Genomic DNA, 18,372 nt, shown 5'->3' with positions numbered 1-18,372 from the left:
CGTCGACGACGAGGCCGCCCTTCACGACGTCGACGACCTTCGCTTCGATCGTCTCGTTGTTGTCGAGCAGCTCTTGCATCTTGTCCCAAGCTTTCTCGCCTTCGACTTGACGTCTCGAGAGCGTCAGCGTCTCTTTCGCGTCGTTGATGCTAATAACCTTGCAAGTGACTTCCTGTCCCAATTGAACGACATCCGATATATTGTCAAGAGGGACGGAAGACAGCTCGCGAGCGGTAATGACGCCGTCGTATTTGTAGCCGATATCGACGTACGCTTGATTGTCCTCCACCTTCACGACGGTGCCCTTGACGATGTCGCCCTTCTTAACCGTCGACACCTCGTTCATGTCCACCGTGTCCGCGGAATCCGCCGCTTCCTGCTCGTTCGCCTGTACTTTTGTTTCTTCCGTCATAACGATACCCTCCTCAGTTTCCACAAACCCTTTTGATGAATGTAGTATAATTCCAAAATACCATTTCCATACGTTAGAAATCAATCGTACGCAAGGCATTCGGAAACTTGTAAACTTAAGAATGTTGGTCGAGCAGCCGCTGAATGGATGCCATGATTTTTTCCGTCAAGGCGTCGCCTTGTTCTGCCGGCGGCAGGTGAGAGACGCTCTCGGCCGCGCCGAACGGTTCCCCGTACACGATCTTCATGCGGCGGAACGGCTTGTAAGGGCCGATGATGGCGACGGGCACGATCGAAGCGTTGCTGCGCAGCGCCAGACTGGCCGCTCCCTTCTTGCCTTCGCCGAGCTTGGTCGACTTCTGGCGCGTCCCCTCCGGGAAAATGACCATCGCGCTGCCTTCCTTCAGCACCCTGATCGCGGTTTTCATCGTCTCCATGCTCATGCCGCCGCGGTTGACCGGGAACGCGCCGAGCGCGGAGATCAGTCTTGAGAATCCGGGCACTTTGAACAACTCCGCCTTCGCCATGAACCGTACGTGACGCTCCATGTAGCAGGCGACGAACGGAGGATCCAACAAGCTCCGGTGGTTGCCGCAGACGACGACGGGCCCGTCTCTAGGAATCGTCTCGCTGCCTTGCGATTTTACGAGAAACAAGAACGAGAGCAAGCATCGAACGATGAAACGGCATACGTCGTAAAGCATCGACTTATACCTCCAATGCGCGGCGGCACATGCCGACGATCCGTTCTGCCGCCTCGTCCGCGCTCATGTGCGACGTATCGAGCAGCACCGCGTCGTCCGCCTGCCGCAGCGGGGAGACGTCGCGCTCCGAATCGGTCTTGTCCCGCTCGGCGATCGCTTCCGCCAAGCTTTCGATCGACGTCGAAGGCTCCCGATCTTTCACTTCGTTCCAACGCCGTTCCGCCCGAATGCGCACGCTGGCGGTCATAAATACTTTGACCTCCGCGTCGGGAAGCACGTTCGTGCCGATATCGCGGCCGTCCATGACGACGCCGCGCGACGCCGCGATTTCTCGCTGCAGCCGAACGAGCAGCTCGCGGATCGCCGGTACGGCGGCGACGCGCGAGACGGCGCCGGTCACCGCTTGCGAACGAATCGGTTCGGTTACGTCCTCCCCGTCCATCAGCACGCGCTGGCCGCCCGGCTCCGGCACGAGCCGAACGTCGAGCCGCTCGGCGATACGCGCGAGCTCGGCGGAATTATTCAAGTCCGCTCCTTCGCGAATCGCCTTGAGCGTGACCGTCCGGTACATCGCTCCCGTATCCACATATATGTATCCAAGCATCTCGGCGACCTTCCGCGCCACCGTGCTCTTCCCGGCGCCGGCCGGTCCGTCGATCGCGACATTAATCTTAGCAGTCGTAGGCCAATTCAAGCGTTGTACTTCCTTTCGTCATCTACGATGAAACGCCGCAGACGTCGCCGTCTCGCAGAGAAAAGCAGGCAAGGCCTGCTTTCGCGCTTGTATAGTATACCACACGATCGGCGTAGGGTGCAAAGCCATAGGTCTGTCCTTCCATGCGGTCGATGCGGGTGAGCCGTTCCCGTACGGGGCGAATCGTCAGCAAGCCTTGGAATACGACCAACAGTACGAACAGCGTCACGATGACGCGCAGCAGCTTGCTTTCCGCGCCGTCGGACAGCCGCAAAAACCGTTCGACGACGCTTTCCTCCGAATCTCGATTCGTCACGCGAATCCGCCCCCCTCGCACGTATTCAAAGAATAAAAGAAACCTAACGGAAAATCGTTCTCCGTTAGGTTTCGCCGCGGATCGGTGAAGTTATGCACGATGGGGTTTATTTCCGCATATCGAATTGCCGTTCGAAGCAATACCGAATAATTTTTTGCTGTTCGACGCCCGCGATCTCTTGAAACCGCATCATCGCGAGCTGCTTGCCGGTCTCCAGCGGCTTCGTGCGAATGATTTCGGATTTAAAAGGCACGTGCTCGATGGAGCCGTTCCGGTAATGAATGAGCAGCCAGCAGCTGAGCGTGTCGTTCGCTTTGATCGGAATGTGGCCGTCGCAGACGATCGAGGTTCCGCCTCCGCTGATGTCTTCCGTCATCGCGAGAAATTGCAAATGATCTCCGAGCCTGCAAGCGATCTCGAGCGCGGCGGGCACGCGCAGGAACGTGCGGCGTTGGACTCTGGAAATCGCCTCCGGCTCGGGCTTACGCAAGATGACAAGGCGGACGACGTCCGTATGATGGCCGATCACTTCCGTCTCGAAGAAATTCTTTACGCCGTCGCCGGTCACGAAGTGAGCGGAAATCTGGTCGCCGACGTCCAGCCGCTTCAGCCGCCCCGTCTTTTCGTCCAGCGGGACCTCGATGGCGATATTCTCGCTGCTGACGTCCGCGATGCGGGTCTTATATTGTTTTTTGCTTTCTTCCTCGTCCAGCGAAGCCACTTGGAGGAACAAAGTTTGATTGATTTTCACGTTGCCCGCGGACCTCCCGTCGAATGGAACTAACCGTATTATACCAACGCAACGGGAGAAAAGGAATACGATTCGCGCGGCGAACGCAAAAGCGCGGGAAGGCTTTCGCCCCCCCGCGCGATTCGCTGCGTCGGTTTAACTGCCCGAAGCCGCCGCGTCCGACTCCCGGATGCGTTCGATTTTTTCTTCGAACCCGTCCTGGGCGTTGAAATAAATCCGGTAATCGCCGCCGTTGATGCTGCCGAGGAACTCGTAACAGAGCACCTCTTCCTCCAAGTCGTTGCGAATGACCGCGAGCGACGATTCGGCGACTTTGAAATTCGGGTTCAGCAGCTTGCGCGCGTCGGCCTCCGTCATCGACGGCTTCCCGAAGTCGGTCACCTGTCCCCGATACAGCAGATCCCCTGCCGACAAGCCCGTAATTTCCGCATCGTCGAGCGCGACCTTGACCGTCACCTGGTCCGGATAAATCGTAATGCCGTTCGCGACGCGAGCGAACTTAATGCTGGCGACATTGTTGTACTCGTCGTAGCTGACCGCCTTCATTCCTTCGAAGCCGTGCTCCTCGAGGAACGCTCCGCCCGCCTCGACGGCTCCTGCGATGTCGATGTTTTTGTTTTTGACGGGTCGCTCCGTCAAGAAATACACGAGACGGCCGCCCTGCTTCGTGTACTCGATCTGCCGCGGTGCCATGCCGTCGCCGCCGCTCGGCACGGACACCGTGTACGTCACGAAATCGGTGTCGGTCCCGTTTTCGACCGCCTTCATGTTCGACGTATCGGGAAGGCCGAGGAAGTCGGCCGCCTTCCGCTTCGCCTCTTCTTCGGTGATCGCCGGACCGTCGACCGATTGGATCGTCATGCGCCGGTTCATCGCCGACATCGTCGGGCCCCAATCGATATCGCCGTACTCGGTGACCCGCTTATTCATCAGCTGGAAGCCGTCGATGATGTCGTTATCGTACGGTTCCTTGCCGGAGGCGAGCAGCACTTCGACGTCCATCCACTGCAGGTGGTCGTTCAGCACGGCTTCCTGCACCTTCCGCAGGTCGTTCTTTATTTCCTTAGACTGTTTATATAGGGTGTTTAATATCTTCATCTCCGCGTCCGAAAGCGGCTGCTTTTGCAAATCTCGCATCGCGGTTTTGTACGAGAACGTCGCGATGTTGGCGAGCAGCGTCTCCGTCTCGTGGAACGGCATGAGCGTGAGCGGCAGCTGATTGACTTCCGACTGGGCCTGGCTGGTCAGCCGCCACATGTTAATCAGGCCTTTGCGGTGGAAATTCGAGGTCGAGCTGACGGCAAGCGTGTTGCCGAGCTCCTCGTGCAACTGGTCCATATGATAAGACAAGTCATGGAAAGCTCGTTGGTACTGGTTTTCCGCTTTGACGAGGATGCGGTTTTTCTCCTGATGCTCCTGGTACCCCCACAATCCGGCTCCTATAAGCAACACGGTCACGATCGGAAACAACACGGCGCTTAAACGTTGGTACACTTCGATAGGTCCCCCTTCGACGAAAACTTATCGTTAGCTTTCGTTGAAGGGGAACGGGTTATACATTTTCTTCATCGACAAGAAAATCGTGATCGTTGTCGCAGAGGCAGCGCTTGAACCCCGTCTCGATGCGCCCCTTTTCCTTCTTGCCGCGCAAGACGAAGCGTTCGCCGCATCGGTTGCAACGAATCGATACTTTCACTCTAGCATTCATGTCCGGTCCCGTCCTTGTGTGATCTATGCTTCACCCAGTTTGGACGGACGCGTCACATTTTAAACTCCTCTTCCCGCCGAATCATGCGCAGCGGCGAGCGATGGTTGGCGCGCTTCATCTTCCAAAGTCCTCTCGCCCATAAATACGCCATGAACGGCACCATCAGCCACATCCAGACCGTGCCGGACGTCGTCAGAAGAAAGTCGTACAACCCGTGATAGAACACCGGAAACAGCAGGGAGAACGCGAAATACTTCCCCTTCTCCGCCTTGGTGAATTTCGCGACCCCGAAATAATAGCCCATCACGACGCCGAACAGCGCATGTCCGGACACCGGGAGCAGCGCGCGAAGAAGCAAGGCCGATAAGGAAAAGGGTTCCAGGAACGCGTACAGCATGTTTTCCATCGTCGCGAAGCCGAGCGACACGGCGGTCGCGTACACGATCCCGTCGTAAGGTTCGTCGAACTCCGCGTGGCGGAACACCGCGACGGCGACGAGGAGCCACTTCGCGGTCTCCTCGAGCGCGGCCGATGTGACGAAAGAGAAAAACAGCGGATCCGTCGAGCCGAACCATAATTCCAACCCGCGCTGCAAGACCATGACGGGAAAGACGGAGATCAGCCCGAACAGGAACAGCCGCGCGACGATCGCGATCGGTTCGGCCGCGTACCGGTCTTTAAGATAAATATAAGACAACAGCGCGATGCCGGGGGCAGCGGCCGCCGCGGCGATCGAAAACAGCGCCATCCGGCGTCGCCCTCCTTCGGATCCTATCCTGTTCTTTCGTCATACCCAGCCGCGGTACCTCGCGGCTTCGGCCATCTTCCGAACCCCCGCCATATATGCGGCGAGCCGCATGTTTACCCCTCGGGCGGCATGAATGGCATATACGCTCTCGAAGCCCTTGACCATCATGGCCTCGAGCCTTGCATGCACTTCGTCTTCGGTCCAATAGAAGCCTTGGTTATTCTGCACCCATTCGAAATACGACACGATGACGCCGCCCGCGCTCGCGAGCACGTCCGGCACGAGAAGGATGCCGCGCTCCGTCACGATGTTCGTCGCTTCCAGCGTCGTCGGGCCGTTGGCCGCCTCGACGATGATCGACGCCTGAACGTCACGCGCGTTGCCGGCCGTAATTTGATTTTCGATCGCGGCCGGAACCAAAATGTCGCAAGGCTTGACGAGCAGCTCCGCATTCGTGATGCGGGTGCTTTCGAACAAATTCGTGACCGTGCCGAACGAATCGCGCTTGTCCAGCAAATATTCGATATCGAGGCCTTCCGGATCGTACAACGCCCCGTACGCATCCGATATGCCGACGACGCGGGCGCCGGCCTCGTGCATGAACTTTGAAAGATAGCTTCCGGCGTTCCCGAAGCCTTGGACGATGACGCGCGCGCCGCGTACGTCGATGCCGCGCCTGCGGAGCGCCTCGCGGATCATGATCGTCACGCCCTTGGCCGTCGCCGTCTCGCGGCCGTGCGAGCCGCCGAGCACGAGCGGCTTGCCCGTAATGAAACCCGGGGCGTCGAACTCGCGAATGCGGCTGTATTCGTCGAACATCCACGCCATGATTTGGGAGTTCGTCATCACATCCGGCGCGGGGATGTCCTTCGTCGGACCCACGATCTGGGAGACGGCTCGTACGTACCCGCGGCTAAGGCGCTCGAGCTCTCGGAACGACATCTTGCGCGGGTCGCACACGACGCCGCCCTTGCCCCCGCCGTACGGCAGGTCGACGATGCCGCACTTCAGGCTCATCCAGATCGAAAGCGCCTTGACTTCGTCCTCGGTGACGTCCGGATGAAAGCGGACGCCCCCCTTCGTCGGACCGACCGCGTCGTTGTGCTGCGCGCGGTACCCCGTAAACACCCGGATTTTGCCGTCGTCCATCCGCACCGGGATGCGGACGGTCAGCATGCGCAGCGGTTCCTTCAGCAGCTCGAACATCTCTTCGGGATAACCCAAGCGCTTTAACGCTTCGCCGATCACGATTTGCGTCGACGCCAGCGGATTCGTCATATCGGTTTCGGTCAACGTGTCCCACCTCGATTTTCAGGCGCTCCTTGAGGCGCTCCTTCTTCCTATTGTTCGTCTCGCCGCGCCGGACCATTCCCGCCCCGAACGAAAGAAGCATCCTTCCGCCTGCGCAGGCTGCCGAAAGATGCTTCCGCGATTCGGTTGCTTATGCGAACTGGGCTCGAATGACGCCGATGGCGCCCTCCGCGATGACGACCTTCCCGTATTCCGAAAGCACGGCGTCGGTATACGAATTCGCTTCGCCGAACTCCGAGAGCACCGATACCAGGTTATCGAACTGTCGATCGTCCTCCGATTCATACTCCAATTGGAGCACCCACTTGTTCTGATAGGCGTACAGGACGCCTGCGTCCGTATATTGGGGCCCGATCCGTTTCGCCGCCGCGATGACGTGCTCGAAGTCGTTGAACGTGTACGAAATCAGATCGCTCTCCTCGAGCGTCACTTCCATCTCGAACACGTCTTCGTCTTCGTCGTCGGCATACGAACCTTGCTTCTCCGAATGTTTTCCTTTCGTCACGATCACGACCATCCCCTGCGCCGGCATCGCGAACACCTCGACGGCTAACGGGCCGTTCGTATCGAAGCCGAGCTCCGAGTAGGCTTGATCCATGAGTTCGTTGAACAACTCGTGCACTTTGGGAATTTCGCGCCACATGTCGTACTTCTGGATGCCCCGCTCCGTTAAATCGTCGAATGTAAGGAAAATCCGAATCTTATCATGGCTTAGCCTTTCGATTTTCATCGCAGGATCCTCCTTTATTCGAAAATCCGGTTACAACAAAGTATGTTCGCAGACCGGAATGGTGAACGCCGAGTTGCGCAACGGCCACATTCGCTTGTCTCGGCACTCTTCCATGTTACCATTATTTTTCCGCGATTGCACTATGTAACGAGCCCCTTTTTCCCCAAAAACGCGCCCGCCGGACGGATAAAAAAAGAAGCCGCCGGAGGTTCTCCGACAGCTTCTCGGACGTCTGCAACGCCAAGTTAACGGATCGTCGCGGTGTCCCGGTTTTCGCTTAAGATCTCGTTGACTTGGCTTTTGAGCATCGGATCCTGCTTTACGATCGACTCGACGCGGTCGAGGCCCGAGGAAGCCGTCGCGGTGCTGCTCGCGCCGGTCGTCGCGCCGGACATGCTCGACATATTGCTCGAGCCCGTCTGCGTCGAAGACGCGCCGGAGGTCGAGTTGTCCCCATAGTAAGAGCGCTTGTCCGGCGTCATCATTTTGCTGCGAGCTTTCTCCACCATGCTGTCGAGCGCTTGCCCGGCGGATCCCATGCCGGAAAAGCTGAACTGTCGGTTGCTGCGGCTGAAATACATCGCTGCGGCCGCGCCAAGCAAGCCGCCGATGACGATCCCGCTCATTCTCAACGGAAATCCCTCCATTTCAGAAATGACTACAGCCCTATTTTGTCTCCGCTCCCCCGAAATCATGCCGACCGAAATCAGGGAATATGGGGGATTTCGCAGGACGCCGGGGCATGCTACAATGTGTGCCGTAACGAAGAAACCGCATCACATCCAGGCGGACGGGAGGGACGACATGAATCGAAACGGATGGTTCGCCGCGGCGACGGCGCTCGCGCTCGCCGTCTCGGCCTGCGGTCCGGCGGCTTCGCCGGGCGCGGAGACGCAAACGCCGCCCGCGGCGGCGGAATCGACGGGAACGGAGTCACCGGGAGCCGCGACGCCGGAGGCGCCGGCGCCCGAGCCGGAGTCGCCGGGAGCGGACGAGACGACGGAGCCGGCCGAGGAGGCCGCCCCGCAGCCGGAGAACGATCCGGCGCCTGAGCCGGCCGTTGAGAAGGATTATTATATGGACGGCAATTACGTGCTCCGGCCGAAAGACGAAGCGGGGGACAAGAAAGTCGTGCTGCTGACGTTCGACGACGGGCCGAAAGAAGAGGCGATGCTCGAATCGATGCTGGATACGCTCGATCGATACGAGGCTAAGGCCATCTTCTTTATTAACGGCTACCGCGCCGAGAAGCAGCCGGAGCTGGTTCGGCTGCTGCACGACCGCGGTCAGACGATCGGCAACCACAGCTGGGATCATATCGACCTGAAGAAGCAAACGCAGGAGGAGATGGAGCGTCAAATCGACGATGTGCAATCGCTCGTGCAAGAGCTCGTCGGCGAGGCGCCAGTCTTCTTTCGCCCGCCTTTCGGCTCCGGCGGCGACGCGGTGAAGGCGAAAGCCGAAGCGTCCGGCTTGCTGTATATGACGTGGTCGAACGGCTCGAGAGATTGGATGCGCGGATACGACGAGCCGCAGAAGGTCGTCGACAGCGTCCTTGAACAACTGCACCCGGGCAGCAATATACTTATGCACGAGCTGCCTTGGACGGACGAAGCGCTGGACGAATTGCTCTCCGCCCTGCGCGAGCGCGGGTATTCTTTCCTGGATCCCGCGCGAATCGATCCGGATTATTCCAAAAACTGAATGCCCCAAAACACGAGACCCGCGGTCAACAGAAAGAACGCGGCGATCAATACGTTGTAAAACAACCGAACCATCTTCATTTTATTCGAGGGATGCACCCTGCTTCTCGGCGGCAGCGGTTCGCCCTCTTTCTTGTTCTCTTTGGTCACGATTCCTCGTTCCTCCGATATCGAATAATGGCGCCCATGACGAAATCAATGATAAAGTGCGCGAAGATCGGCGTCCATAGCGTTCCCGTCCGAATCGCGATATACCCGAGCCCGTATGAGATCGAGAAGACGATGCCGGTCATCAGCCAATGCTTTAAATACCTTACGTGCACGGCCGCGAACAGAATGCTCGTCCAATACGGTCCGAGCCAATGCTGCACCGCGCCGCGAAACAACAGCTCCTCGCACACCGCGACGACGAAGGACAAGACGGCGATATGCCATAACGGAAGTCCGCGGAACAGCATGTCGTTAATGCCGCCGTCGTCGGTCACCTCCCCCGGCACGAATCGGGACAAGGCGCCGTCCGCGGCGATCACCGCCGCGGCGAATCCCGCCCCCCAAAGCCACGGCGCCAACCCCGACGGCAACGGCAGCAGATCCCATACATAGCGGCCTTGGGTCCATAGCAGAATGGCGGCGAGCAGCAACGTAAGCGCCTGTGTTATATACACATTGAGCAGCAGCGTCCGTTCGTCAAGTTTCGACGGATCGACCTTTTGCAGACGAAGGTTTTTCCATTTTTTAAAATCAAGTTTTTTCATAGACAACAATTCCCTTTTCCGAGCTTATCCCCTATACTGAAACAGTAGTTCGCCACACCGGTGAAGAGGGGTTTCCATGGAGAAAAAATTGACGAAATTCGACATTATGATGGTGCTCGGGTTTATTTTCGCGCTGACGGTCGGGGTGGCCGCCTTCTTCTTCGGGCTGCAAACCGGCAAAGAGCAGACCGATGCAAAATATAAGGCGATCATCGCCGAACTGGTCGACGAGAAAAATCAGGATAACGTGTCTTATCATCAACAACAGCTCGTATCGTTTTATCACACCGTGCTGCTTCCCTTCCGGGAATTTCAGGACCGTTGGTTCCGCCATGCGGCCACAATCGAGGCCGGCGGCGGTTCCACCGACGCCGACGCGCTCCTGAAGGAGCTCGGCCGGCTCGCGAAGGAAATTTCCGAAGAAATCAAGCCGACCACGATCCCCGAGGTGTCCCCGCTGCTCCGCGACGCCCAGGCGAATTATTTAAAGAGCCTTGCCTTGTTCGCGGCGGCGACCGACCGTTTGCAAAAAGGTCCCGACGGCGCCGCGCTCGCCGAATCGATGCGCCAGGACGACTATGTCGCCGAGGCGGCGTCGTTCGCGCTGAAAGCGCAGGCGGAATATTACGACGCGATTTGGCAATGGCACGCCGCTAACGAGCCCGTCCCCGTCGGCGCGGAGTTGATCGAGAAGAACAACTTGACGTTCGAGGAATGGCGCACGCTGCCGCTCAACGGCAAAAACTTGTTTTTGGCCCGCCTGCTCGCCGAAGTCGGCGCGTTCTCCCCGTTTTACCCGCAAGACGTCGCGGCGCGGATCGACGATCTGGACGCGGCCGGGCGCGTCGGACAGCTGCAGCTTGCCGATCTTCGCGCAGCCGTCTCGACGCTGCTGTCGACCGGCGCGGTGCGAAGCAACGATTACTTTCAGTCGAAAGAGAAACATTATCGGGGCGAAAAACTCCCGCAGCTCCCCTTCTTCTACTAATCGTAAGCGAAGCCTCGCTCGGCCGCGATCGCGGCCATGCCGCCCAGCACGTTCACCAAGTCCTCGTAGCCTTGGGCGGCTAAGTAACGGCAGGCGTACTCGCTGCGAACGCCGTGGGCGCATACGATATAAATCGTCCGATCGCGCGGCAGCTCGCCGAGCGACGCCGGAATCGACTGCAGCGGCATCAGCTTCGTATTTTCCAGATGATAATAGTCCCATTCGAACGGCTCCCTCACATCGAGGACGAGGCCGTTTTTTAATTCGCCGCGGTCGTACTTGCGTAAAAATTCGCCCGGCGTGATATGCGCGTATTCGTTCACGGGAATCCTCCTTTCCGCGTTCGATCCATTATACAATAACGGCGGGCACCTTTTCATATTGACACGACTCCCACCCCATGTTACATTATTTTGCAGGATTGATGTAAAGCGATAAAGACGATGACGGAGAAGATCTCCTTATGGCGTCCAGTCAGAGAGCCGATGGTCGGTGCGAATCGGCGGATGCGAAGCGGGATTTAGCGCTCCGGAGTTGCTGCGTGGAACGTCCCCCGGGACCAGTAGACGCAGCCGGTGTAGGAAGCCGTTACCTTCCCGGTCTTTCACGACCGACCGAGGCCGCGGGTGCGAACCCTTGCGGCGAAGTAGGGTGGTACCACGAATCGAACTCTCGTCCCTTCATACGGAATCCGTATGGGGTCGGGAGTTTTTTGCTTTCAGATTTTCCAATAACCGGGAGGAGTAAGAAACCATGCTTAAAGTATTAGTATCGGATCCGATCAGCGATTTGGGATTGCAGCAACTGACGGAAGCCGCCGACGTCGCCGTAGACAAAAAGACCGGCCTGTCGGAGGACGAGCTCGTCGCGGTCATCGGCGAATACGACGCGCTTCTCGTTCGCAGCCAAACCCGCGTCACGGAACGCGTGCTCGAGGCGGGGACGCGACTGAAGGTCGTAGGCCGGGCGGGCGTCGGCGTCGACAACATCGATCTGGACGCCGCGACCAAGCGGGGCATTATCGTCATCAATGCGCCGGACGGCAACACGATTACGACGTGCGAGCACACCTTCGCCATGATGATGGCGCTCGCCCGCCACATTCCGCAAGCGTACCGCAAGACCGTCGAAGGCGTCTGGGACCGCAAGTCGTTCCTCGGCGTCGAGCTGCGCAACAAGGTGCTCGGCGTGCTCGGCATGGGCCGCATCGGCTCCGAGGTGGCGAAACGGGCGAAGGCGTTCGGGATGGACGTTATCGGTTACGATCCGTTCCTCTCCGAGGATCGCGCGGAGAAGATGGGCGTGCGCCTCGGTTCCGTCGAAGACATTATTCGCCAAGCGGATTTCATCACCGTGCATACGCCGCTGACGAACGAGACGCACCATATGATCGCCAAGCCGCAGTTCGAAATCATGAAGCGCGGCATGCGGATCGTCAACTGCGCCCGCGGCGGCATCATCGACGAGATGGCGCTGAAGGAAGCGATCGACGAGGGCATCGTCGCCGGCGCCGCGTTCGACGTCTTCGAGGAAGAGCCGCCGAGCCCGGACCACCCGTTCCTGTCGCATCCGAAAATTATCGTGACGCCGCATCTCGGCGCCTCGACGATCGAAGCGCAGGAGAACGTCGCGATCGACGTATCCGAGCAGGTGCTCCATATTTTGCGGGGCGAAGCGTTCAAGAACGCAGTCAACATGCCGCCGATTCCGCCGGCGACGCTCGCGAAGCTCGAGCCGTACTTCGCGCTCGGCACGAAGCTCGGTTCGTTCCTCGCCCAGCTGACGGAAGGCGCCGTCAACGAAGTGCAGGTGAGCTACTCCGGCGAGCTGTCGGACGTCGATACGACGCCGCTCACGCGTCACATTTTGACGGGCGTCCTGGCGCATCACCTCGGCAAGGAGCAGGTGAACATCGTCAGCGCCTTCCATCTCGCCAAGATGCGCGGCGTGGAAGTCGTCGTCCAGAAATCGACCGCGACGAAGGGCTTCACGAACTTGATCTCCGTCACGCTGAAGACGCGCGAAGGCCAGCGCTCCGCGGCCGGCACGCTGCTGAACGGCTACGGCGCCCGGATCGTGCAGATCGATCCGTACCCGGTCGACATTCCGCCGGAAGGCCACCTGCTGCTGATCTCCCATACGGACAAGCCCGGCATCATCGGCCGCGTCGGCACGCTGCTCGGCGTCAACGACGTCAACATCGCGACGATGCAGGTCGGCCGCAAAGTCGTCGGCGGCTCGGCGATCATGGTGCTGACGATCGATAAGCCGGCGCCGAAAGCGGTGCTGCAGGAGCTGTCGAAGCTCCAAGACTTGACGAACGCGAAAGAAATTACGTTGTAAAACACAAATCGCTCCTTCGGCCACCAACCGAACGAGCGATTTTTTTATCTGTCTTACGGCGAAGGACCGCCTCTCGCCAAAACTATGGCGCGGGGCGGTCCCGATTGTTCCACGAACAACAAGAATTATCTTCTTTTTTCAACAGCGACCGTTCGCGGAACGACGGGAAGCGTGACGGTGAATGTCGTTCCGTGTCCAACGCGGCTCCTGACGCTCACGGTGCCCTCATGGGCGTCTACGAGGCTCTTCACGATGGCGAGCCCCAGTCCGGTCCCGGTCGAGCGCTTACGCGATTTGTCGGCCTTATAGAACCGTTCGAATACGTACGGCACATCCTCCGGCGGAATGCCGTCCCCCTGGTCCTCGACCTCGATGCGCACGGAATGCTCCCCGTCCGCCTCGACGCGCGACGCGCGCAGCACGATGCTGCCCCCTTCGGGCGTATGCCGGATCGCGTTGTCGAGCAAATTCGTCAATATTTGCTCGAGCCGATCCTCGTCCGCTCGGGCCAGCGCGAGCGTCTCCGGCGCGGTTCCCAGCTCGAGCGAGACGGTTAAGCCCCTGTCGCGCGACAGCGCCGCGAACTTTCGGTGCACGCGCTGCAGCAGCGGCGCGAGTTCCGTCTCCGCCTCGTTCAGCTCGAGCCGGCCGGCTTCGAGGCGCGCCAGGTCGAGCAAATCTCCGACCAGCCGCCCCATCCGAAGCGACTCGTCGTAGATGACTTGCGCGAGCTCGCGCCGCTCCTCCGGCGATTGCGCGATGTCGTCGAGCAGCGCTTCGCTGTAGCCCTGCAGCATCGACAGCGGCGTCCGCAGCTCGTGCGACACGTTGGCGACGAAATCCTTCCGCAGCTTCTCGAGCCGCGCCTCCTCCGTCACGTCGCGCAGCACCGCGACGGCGCCGCGCAGCGTTCCGGACGTGTACAGCGGCGCCATGACGACCGACCATACGCCGCTGCCGACGTGAAGCTTCGTCGTAATTTCTTTCTCCTCGGCGACGACGGCTTCGAACACCTCTTTCAGCGGCTCCGGTATGCGCTCGCTGCCGCGCGGCGCCTCGCCGCGGGGGCCCGCCTCTCTCGCCATGAGCTCTTTCCACTTGGCGAGCAGCGTCGTGCCGTGCGGGTTGGAGGAGATGATCGTGCCGTTCGCTTGGAACGTTACGACCGCGTCGGTCATCGACCCAAGGATGCTGGCAAGATGCTCCTTCTCGTAATTCAAATCCCGGATCGTGCCCTCGAGCTTCTCGCCCATGTGATTGAACGCGCGGGCGAGCTGCCCGATCTCGTCGCTCGAGCGAATGCCGACTTTCGTCCGGTATTCGCCCATCGTGATCATATCCGCGGCGCGCTTGAGCTGGAGCAGCGGCTGCGTAATTTTCGACGACAGAAAGAACGCGAAGAACGTCGTGAGCGAGAAGCCGATGATACAAATAATGACGAACAGCCGCTTCACTTCATAGGAATTCGACGTAAATTCCATGTCGATGTACGGAAGCAGGAAGACGCCGAGCAAAAACAAGACGAACGCGACCAGCAAGATGATCGTCGCCCACAGCTTGCCGACGACGCTTCGCCATATCGCCATGTCAGCGAGGCACCTCCAGCTTGTATCCGACGCCCCAGACGGTCGTGATCATCGCCGCGGCGTCCGGCGACACCTTGTTCAGCTTCTCCCGGAGCCGCTTCACATGCGTGTCCACCGTCCGCAAGTCGCCGAAAAACTCGTAATTCCATACATCCTTCAGCAGCTGCTCGCGCGAAAACACTTTGTCCGGCGAAACCGCGAGGTAATGCAGCAACTCGTACTCCTTCGGCGTCAAGCTGACCTCCTGTCCGTCGGCGGTGACGCGATGCGCGTCATGCTCGATCATGACGTGGGGAAACACGATCGTGCTGGTCGAGACGGGCTCCTTCGACAGGAACGCCGTCGCCGACGACCGCCGGAGAATCGCCTTCACCCGGAAGATGACCTCGCGCGGGCTGAACGGCTTCACGACATAATCGTCGACGCCGACCTCGAAGCCTTGCACCCGGTTCGCCTCTTCCCCTTTCGCCGTCAGCATAATGACCGGCGTCGCCTTCTGCAGCCGGAGCCGCGAGCACACCTCGACGCCGTCGATGCCCGGCAGCATCACGTCGAGCAAAATCAAATCGTAATCCTTCTCGAGCGCCATCTGCAGCGCCGTCTCCCCGTCCTCGGCTTCCTCGATGCGGAAATGCTCCTTCTCCAAGTACATCCGAAGCAATCTGCGGATGCGTTCCTCGTCGTCGACGACGAGAATCGTATGCTGCCTCTCGTTCATGGAGCCTCGACTCCTTCCTCTTCTTTGGAAAATGTCCCCAACGCCCTATAGCATTTATACGCCGGCGTAAGAATGCAGCCCGGCGATGATCAAATTTACGCCGATCAGCGTAAACAAGACGACGACGAAGCCGACGACGGCCAGCCATGCGGAACGTCTGCCGTGCCAGCCGCGTCCAAGCCGAAGGTGCAAGTAGACGCTGTAGAACAGCCATGTGACGAGCGCCCACACCTCTTTCGGGTCCCAGCCCCAGAACCGGTTCCACGCGATATGCGCCCAAATCATCGCGAAGATGAGCGCGCCGAGCGTAAAGATCGGAAAGCCGATCGCGATCGCTCGATACGTAATTTCGTCGAGATCCTCGGGGTCGATGCCCGAGAGCCGCGGCTGGATGACCGCGCCGAGCGGCCTGCGGCACGCAAGCCGCAGCGCGCCGTAGAGGAACGCGCCGAAGAGGACGGACCATATCGTCGTGTTGAATTTCCGTCCGGCGTTCACCCCGTTCATCCAATCCGGCGCCGTCCCGAGCGGCTGCGTCGATCCGAGGAACGGATCCATGCCGACCAGCTCGTAGCCGTGCGGCGCGGCGATCGGGGGCATCGCGTACGTGACGGTCACGTCGGTCAGCTCGCCGTCGATCGTCTCCTGCCCGGCGAACGTCGCCTCGTAGCCGAGGCCGCGGAACGTAAACGCGGCGACGATAAACCCGACGAGAATCAAGACGGCGAACAGCGTAAACTCGATGCCGAAACGCTGCCGGCGCTCCCGCTTGCCGGCCGCTTTATAATCGACCACCCGAAGCAAGTACATGAGACCGGACGCGAAGGCGACGGCGAAGAACGCTTCGCCGGCCGCGGCGGTCGTGACGTGGATATACAGCCAGACGCTGTTCAGCGAAGGGATGAGCGGCTGAGCCTCCCAAGGGAACACCATGGCGTACGCGAGAATGACGAACGCGACTGGCGTCGCGAAGGCGCCGAGCAGCGGCTTTCGATAGATCGTATAGATGATGATGAACGCAACGACGATCATGAGCGACAGGAACGTCATGAATTCGAATAAATTGCTGACGGGAATATGCCGATTGGCGATCCACCTCAAGATAAAATACACGAGATGGAGCGCCAATCCCAAGACGGCGATGCCGAACGCCCGCCGCGCCCTCGCGGCGGCGCTCGCCTCGCCGCCCCCGGCTCCGCCGAAGCCGCGCCCCGTAATCGCGATCGCGAACGCGACGAACGACGCGATATACGTGAACAACGCGGCGATCAGCGCCGTATTGCTAATATCGTACAAGCTCACTTCCGTTCCTCCTCCTTCGTGCGAGCGGCGACCGCGGACGCCCCGTCGATGCCGAGCGCGTCAAGCAGCTTCGCCGTCTCCCTCCGCATGCCGAACCAGTTTTTATTCGTATGCGCGCCGACCGTCAACCGGTTGCCGTCGACGCGCACCCAGATGCGCCGATGCTGCCAGTAAAAGCACATGATGAGACCTGCCATGCAAATCGCGCCCCCGACGAGCAAATACGGCACGGTCAAATCTTTGCGCACGGCGAGCGTACTCGTATAAAGCGCAACCTCGACATCTTCCATGCCGCCGGCGGAGATGACGAATTTCTCGCCGGTTCCGACCGCCGCGTTCAGCTCGTCCTGCTTGAAGCGGAGCTTGTCCACCTCCCGCGGGAAATAAATATACGATGCGCCGGCTTCCGGCAGGCCAGGTCCCGTAATCATGAAAATATAAGCGGGAGCGTTGGGCCGTTCCGCGGAGACGCTCGTCGGCTGCCCGTCCGCGTCGAGGGAAAATTCGGGGTAATAATTGTGCAGCCGAAGTTTGTACGGCCCGGCCTCGTACGCCAGGTCGGGGTTGACCGTCTTCAGCGTGAACGACCCGTACGTCTCTCCGGTCGCTTTATCGCGAAGCGATACCTTCACGCTGCGCAGCTGCGGCGTCTCGCGATAGCCGTATTGATAAATCGACATGCCGCGAAATCGCAGCGGATGGTTGACGAGCGTCTCCCCTCGGAACGCTTCGACCAGCTCCGGGTCGGTCGTGCCGCAGCGGTCCCGGCATTCGTACACGACGGCTTCCGTCTTGAACGACTTCGGGACGAGGCCGCGGCCGTCGTCCTCGTGGTACTCGACGGTGAAATTTTCGTTTTGCAAATAATAGCTCGTGTCCCCGATCCGCGCCGTGTCGCCCTCGAGGACGTCTACGTATTCCTCCATCGTAAACCCCGGGAGCGTTCGGACGAGAACGATCAGCAAAAATATAATCAAGCCGACATGATTGACGTACGGTCCCCAGCGGGACCAGCGATGCTTCTCGCCCAGCACCGCGTCGCCTTCCCGGCTCGTCCGATACCGCATCGCGCGCAGCGTCCGCTCGGCGGCGTCCGCCGCGGCCGACGCCTTCGCCGCCTCGTGCGGCGCGAACGGCAAATCCGACTCGAAGGCGACGCCCTGCCGGCGCAAAAACTCGACCGTCCGGGCCGGCCTTTGCTTCTTCAGCGCTTTATACAGCGGAATGCCGCGGTCGAGCGACGCGACGACGATCGACGTGCCGAGCAGCACGACGAGCAGCTGAAACCACCAGGACGTATACGTGTGGCTGAGTCCGAGCTTGTAATACCATTCGCCGAACCAGCCGTACTTTTCTTGATAAAAATCGATTCGGTACGGAGGGATCCTCCGATCCTCCTGCTCCAAAATCGATCCGACCGCCGCGCCGAGCAGCGTCAAGACGATCAGCCAAACCCCGACCTTCACCGACGAAAAAAAGCTCCACACATGGTCGAGCCAGTCCTTCTCAGCCTTTTGCGAACGTCTGGGCGCGCCGTCGTAACGCATGTCGAGCGGCTTCGTATCCTCGCTCACGCGCGCAACCCCCCGAACCCGCGATCGCGC

Annotated in this window: 21 protein-coding genes and 1 other annotated feature; of the genes, 3 read left to right on the top strand and 18 right to left on the bottom strand. The window is 59.7% G+C overall.

Annotated features, from left to right (window positions below; all coding sequences use genetic code 11):
- From VEZ38_RS03095 to VEZ38_RS03045, 11 genes are all read right to left on the bottom strand, one after another.
- Positions 1-412, bottom strand: a 412-nt coding sequence (locus VEZ38_RS03095) for a S1 RNA-binding domain-containing protein (protein WP_324891844.1), incomplete at its 3' end; no start/stop codon positions are given.
- A gap of 115 nt (positions 413-527) precedes the next feature.
- Positions 528-1,115 carry a lysophospholipid acyltransferase family protein gene (locus VEZ38_RS03090; RefSeq protein ID WP_324891842.1) on the bottom strand — a complete coding sequence of 196 codons (588 nt, stop codon included), beginning with the start codon at positions 1,113-1,115 and terminating at the stop codon, positions 528-530.
- A gap of 4 nt (positions 1,116-1,119) precedes the next feature.
- The gene (gene cmk, locus VEZ38_RS03085) at positions 1,120-1,809 is read right to left on the bottom strand and encodes a (d)CMP kinase (RefSeq protein ID WP_324891840.1); all 690 of its coding nucleotides are present in this window, start codon (positions 1,807-1,809) and stop codon (positions 1,120-1,122) included.
- Positions 1,810-1,831: 22 nt separating this feature from the next.
- Positions 1,832-2,125, bottom strand: a complete 294-nt coding sequence (locus VEZ38_RS03080) for a hypothetical protein (RefSeq protein WP_324891839.1) — start codon at positions 2,123-2,125, stop codon at positions 1,832-1,834.
- Between the two features lie 106 nt (positions 2,126-2,231).
- The gene (locus tag VEZ38_RS03075; protein WP_324891836.1) at positions 2,232-2,876 is read right to left on the bottom strand and encodes a flagellar brake protein; all 645 of its coding nucleotides are present in this window, start codon (positions 2,874-2,876) and stop codon (positions 2,232-2,234) included.
- Between the two features lie 135 nt (positions 2,877-3,011).
- Positions 3,012-4,370 (bottom strand): germination protein YpeB, encoded by a 1,359-nt coding sequence (ypeB, locus tag VEZ38_RS03070; protein WP_324891834.1) that lies wholly within the window; start codon positions 4,368-4,370, stop codon positions 3,012-3,014.
- Between the two features lie 58 nt (positions 4,371-4,428).
- Positions 4,429-4,584: a hypothetical protein gene (locus tag VEZ38_RS03065; protein WP_324891832.1), complete on the bottom strand. Its 156-nt coding sequence runs from the start codon at positions 4,582-4,584 to the stop codon at positions 4,429-4,431.
- A 52-nt stretch (positions 4,585-4,636) separates the two neighbouring features.
- Positions 4,637-5,332 carry a glutamic-type intramembrane protease PrsW gene (gene prsW, locus VEZ38_RS03060; protein WP_324891830.1) on the bottom strand — a complete coding sequence of 232 codons (696 nt, stop codon included), beginning with the start codon at positions 5,330-5,332 and terminating at the stop codon, positions 4,637-4,639.
- Positions 5,333-5,371: 39 nt separating this feature from the next.
- The gene (locus VEZ38_RS03055) at positions 5,372-6,610 is read right to left on the bottom strand and encodes a Glu/Leu/Phe/Val dehydrogenase (protein ID WP_324891861.1); all 1,239 of its coding nucleotides are present in this window, start codon (positions 6,608-6,610) and stop codon (positions 5,372-5,374) included.
- 163 nt (positions 6,611-6,773) lie between these two features.
- On the bottom strand, positions 6,774-7,373 hold the full coding sequence (locus tag VEZ38_RS03050; RefSeq protein WP_324891828.1) for a genetic competence negative regulator: 600 nt from the start codon (positions 7,371-7,373) through the stop codon (positions 6,774-6,776).
- Positions 7,374-7,618: 245 nt separating this feature from the next.
- Positions 7,619-8,005 carry a hypothetical protein gene (locus VEZ38_RS03045; protein WP_324891826.1) on the bottom strand — a complete coding sequence of 129 codons (387 nt, stop codon included), beginning with the start codon at positions 8,003-8,005 and terminating at the stop codon, positions 7,619-7,621.
- A gap of 172 nt (positions 8,006-8,177) precedes the next feature.
- On the opposite strand from VEZ38_RS03045, the gene VEZ38_RS03040 reads away from it, so the two are divergent.
- A complete protein-coding gene (locus VEZ38_RS03040) occupies positions 8,178-9,077 on the top strand; it encodes a polysaccharide deacetylase family protein (RefSeq protein ID WP_324891824.1) in 900 nt (299 codons plus the stop codon).
- Here VEZ38_RS03040 and VEZ38_RS03035 read toward each other — a convergent pair.
- Both VEZ38_RS03035 and VEZ38_RS03030 read right to left on the bottom strand, forming a co-directional pair.
- On the bottom strand, positions 9,062-9,226 hold the full coding sequence (locus VEZ38_RS03035; RefSeq protein ID WP_324891822.1) for a hypothetical protein: 165 nt from the start codon (positions 9,224-9,226) through the stop codon (positions 9,062-9,064). The two genes, VEZ38_RS03040 and VEZ38_RS03035, sit on opposite strands and share 16 nt — an antisense overlap.
- Positions 9,223-9,831 (bottom strand): CPBP family intramembrane glutamic endopeptidase, encoded by a 609-nt coding sequence (locus tag VEZ38_RS03030; protein WP_324891820.1) that lies wholly within the window; start codon positions 9,829-9,831, stop codon positions 9,223-9,225. The genes VEZ38_RS03035 and VEZ38_RS03030 overlap by 4 nt, the downstream gene beginning before the upstream one ends.
- Before the next feature lie 76 nt (positions 9,832-9,907).
- Here VEZ38_RS03030 and VEZ38_RS03025 point away from each other — a divergent pair, with 76 nt between their 5' ends.
- The gene (locus tag VEZ38_RS03025; protein WP_324891818.1) at positions 9,908-10,819 is read left to right on the top strand and encodes a hypothetical protein; all 912 of its coding nucleotides are present in this window, start codon (positions 9,908-9,910) and stop codon (positions 10,817-10,819) included.
- On the opposite strand, the gene VEZ38_RS03020 is transcribed toward VEZ38_RS03025, so the two are convergent.
- The gene (locus VEZ38_RS03020; protein WP_324891815.1) at positions 10,816-11,142 is read right to left on the bottom strand and encodes a rhodanese-like domain-containing protein; all 327 of its coding nucleotides are present in this window, start codon (positions 11,140-11,142) and stop codon (positions 10,816-10,818) included. The two genes, VEZ38_RS03025 and VEZ38_RS03020, sit on opposite strands and share 4 nt — an antisense overlap.
- 111 nt (positions 11,143-11,253) lie before the next feature.
- Positions 11,254-11,502, top strand: a binding site (T-box leader).
- A gap of 70 nt (positions 11,503-11,572) precedes the next feature.
- Between VEZ38_RS03020 and serA the strand changes: the two genes are divergently transcribed.
- Positions 11,573-13,162 (top strand): phosphoglycerate dehydrogenase, encoded by a 1,590-nt coding sequence (serA, locus tag VEZ38_RS03015; protein WP_324891813.1) that lies wholly within the window; start codon positions 11,573-11,575, stop codon positions 13,160-13,162.
- A gap of 125 nt (positions 13,163-13,287) precedes the next feature.
- Here the strand turns inward: serA and VEZ38_RS03010 are convergent, their stop codons facing one another.
- The 4 genes from VEZ38_RS03010 to resB are packed head-to-tail and all read right to left on the bottom strand — an operon-like array spanning position 13,288 to position 18,342.
- The gene (locus VEZ38_RS03010) at positions 13,288-14,748 is read right to left on the bottom strand and encodes a HAMP domain-containing sensor histidine kinase (RefSeq protein ID WP_324891811.1); all 1,461 of its coding nucleotides are present in this window, start codon (positions 14,746-14,748) and stop codon (positions 13,288-13,290) included.
- A 1-nt stretch (position 14,749) separates the two neighbouring features.
- Entirely contained in the window at positions 14,750-15,466 is a 717-nt protein-coding gene (locus VEZ38_RS03005) for a response regulator transcription factor (RefSeq protein ID WP_324891809.1), read from the bottom strand.
- A gap of 54 nt (positions 15,467-15,520) precedes the next feature.
- A complete protein-coding gene (gene ccsA, locus VEZ38_RS03000) occupies positions 15,521-16,768 on the bottom strand; it encodes a cytochrome c biogenesis protein CcsA (protein WP_324891807.1) in 1,248 nt (415 codons plus the stop codon).
- The gene (resB, locus tag VEZ38_RS02995) at positions 16,765-18,342 is read right to left on the bottom strand and encodes a cytochrome c biogenesis protein ResB (RefSeq protein WP_324891805.1); all 1,578 of its coding nucleotides are present in this window, start codon (positions 18,340-18,342) and stop codon (positions 16,765-16,767) included. Before resB ends, ccsA begins: the two co-directional genes overlap by 4 nt.
- Between the last annotated feature and the right edge of the window lie 30 nt (positions 18,343-18,372).

It is taken from the genome of Paenibacillus sp. (genome assembly GCF_035645235.1).
Lineage (GTDB): Bacteria > Bacillota > Bacilli > Paenibacillales > YIM-B00363 > Paenibacillus_AE.
Note: the sequence above shows the minus strand (reverse complement) of the source record. Positions and strands in the feature narration are given on the sequence as shown.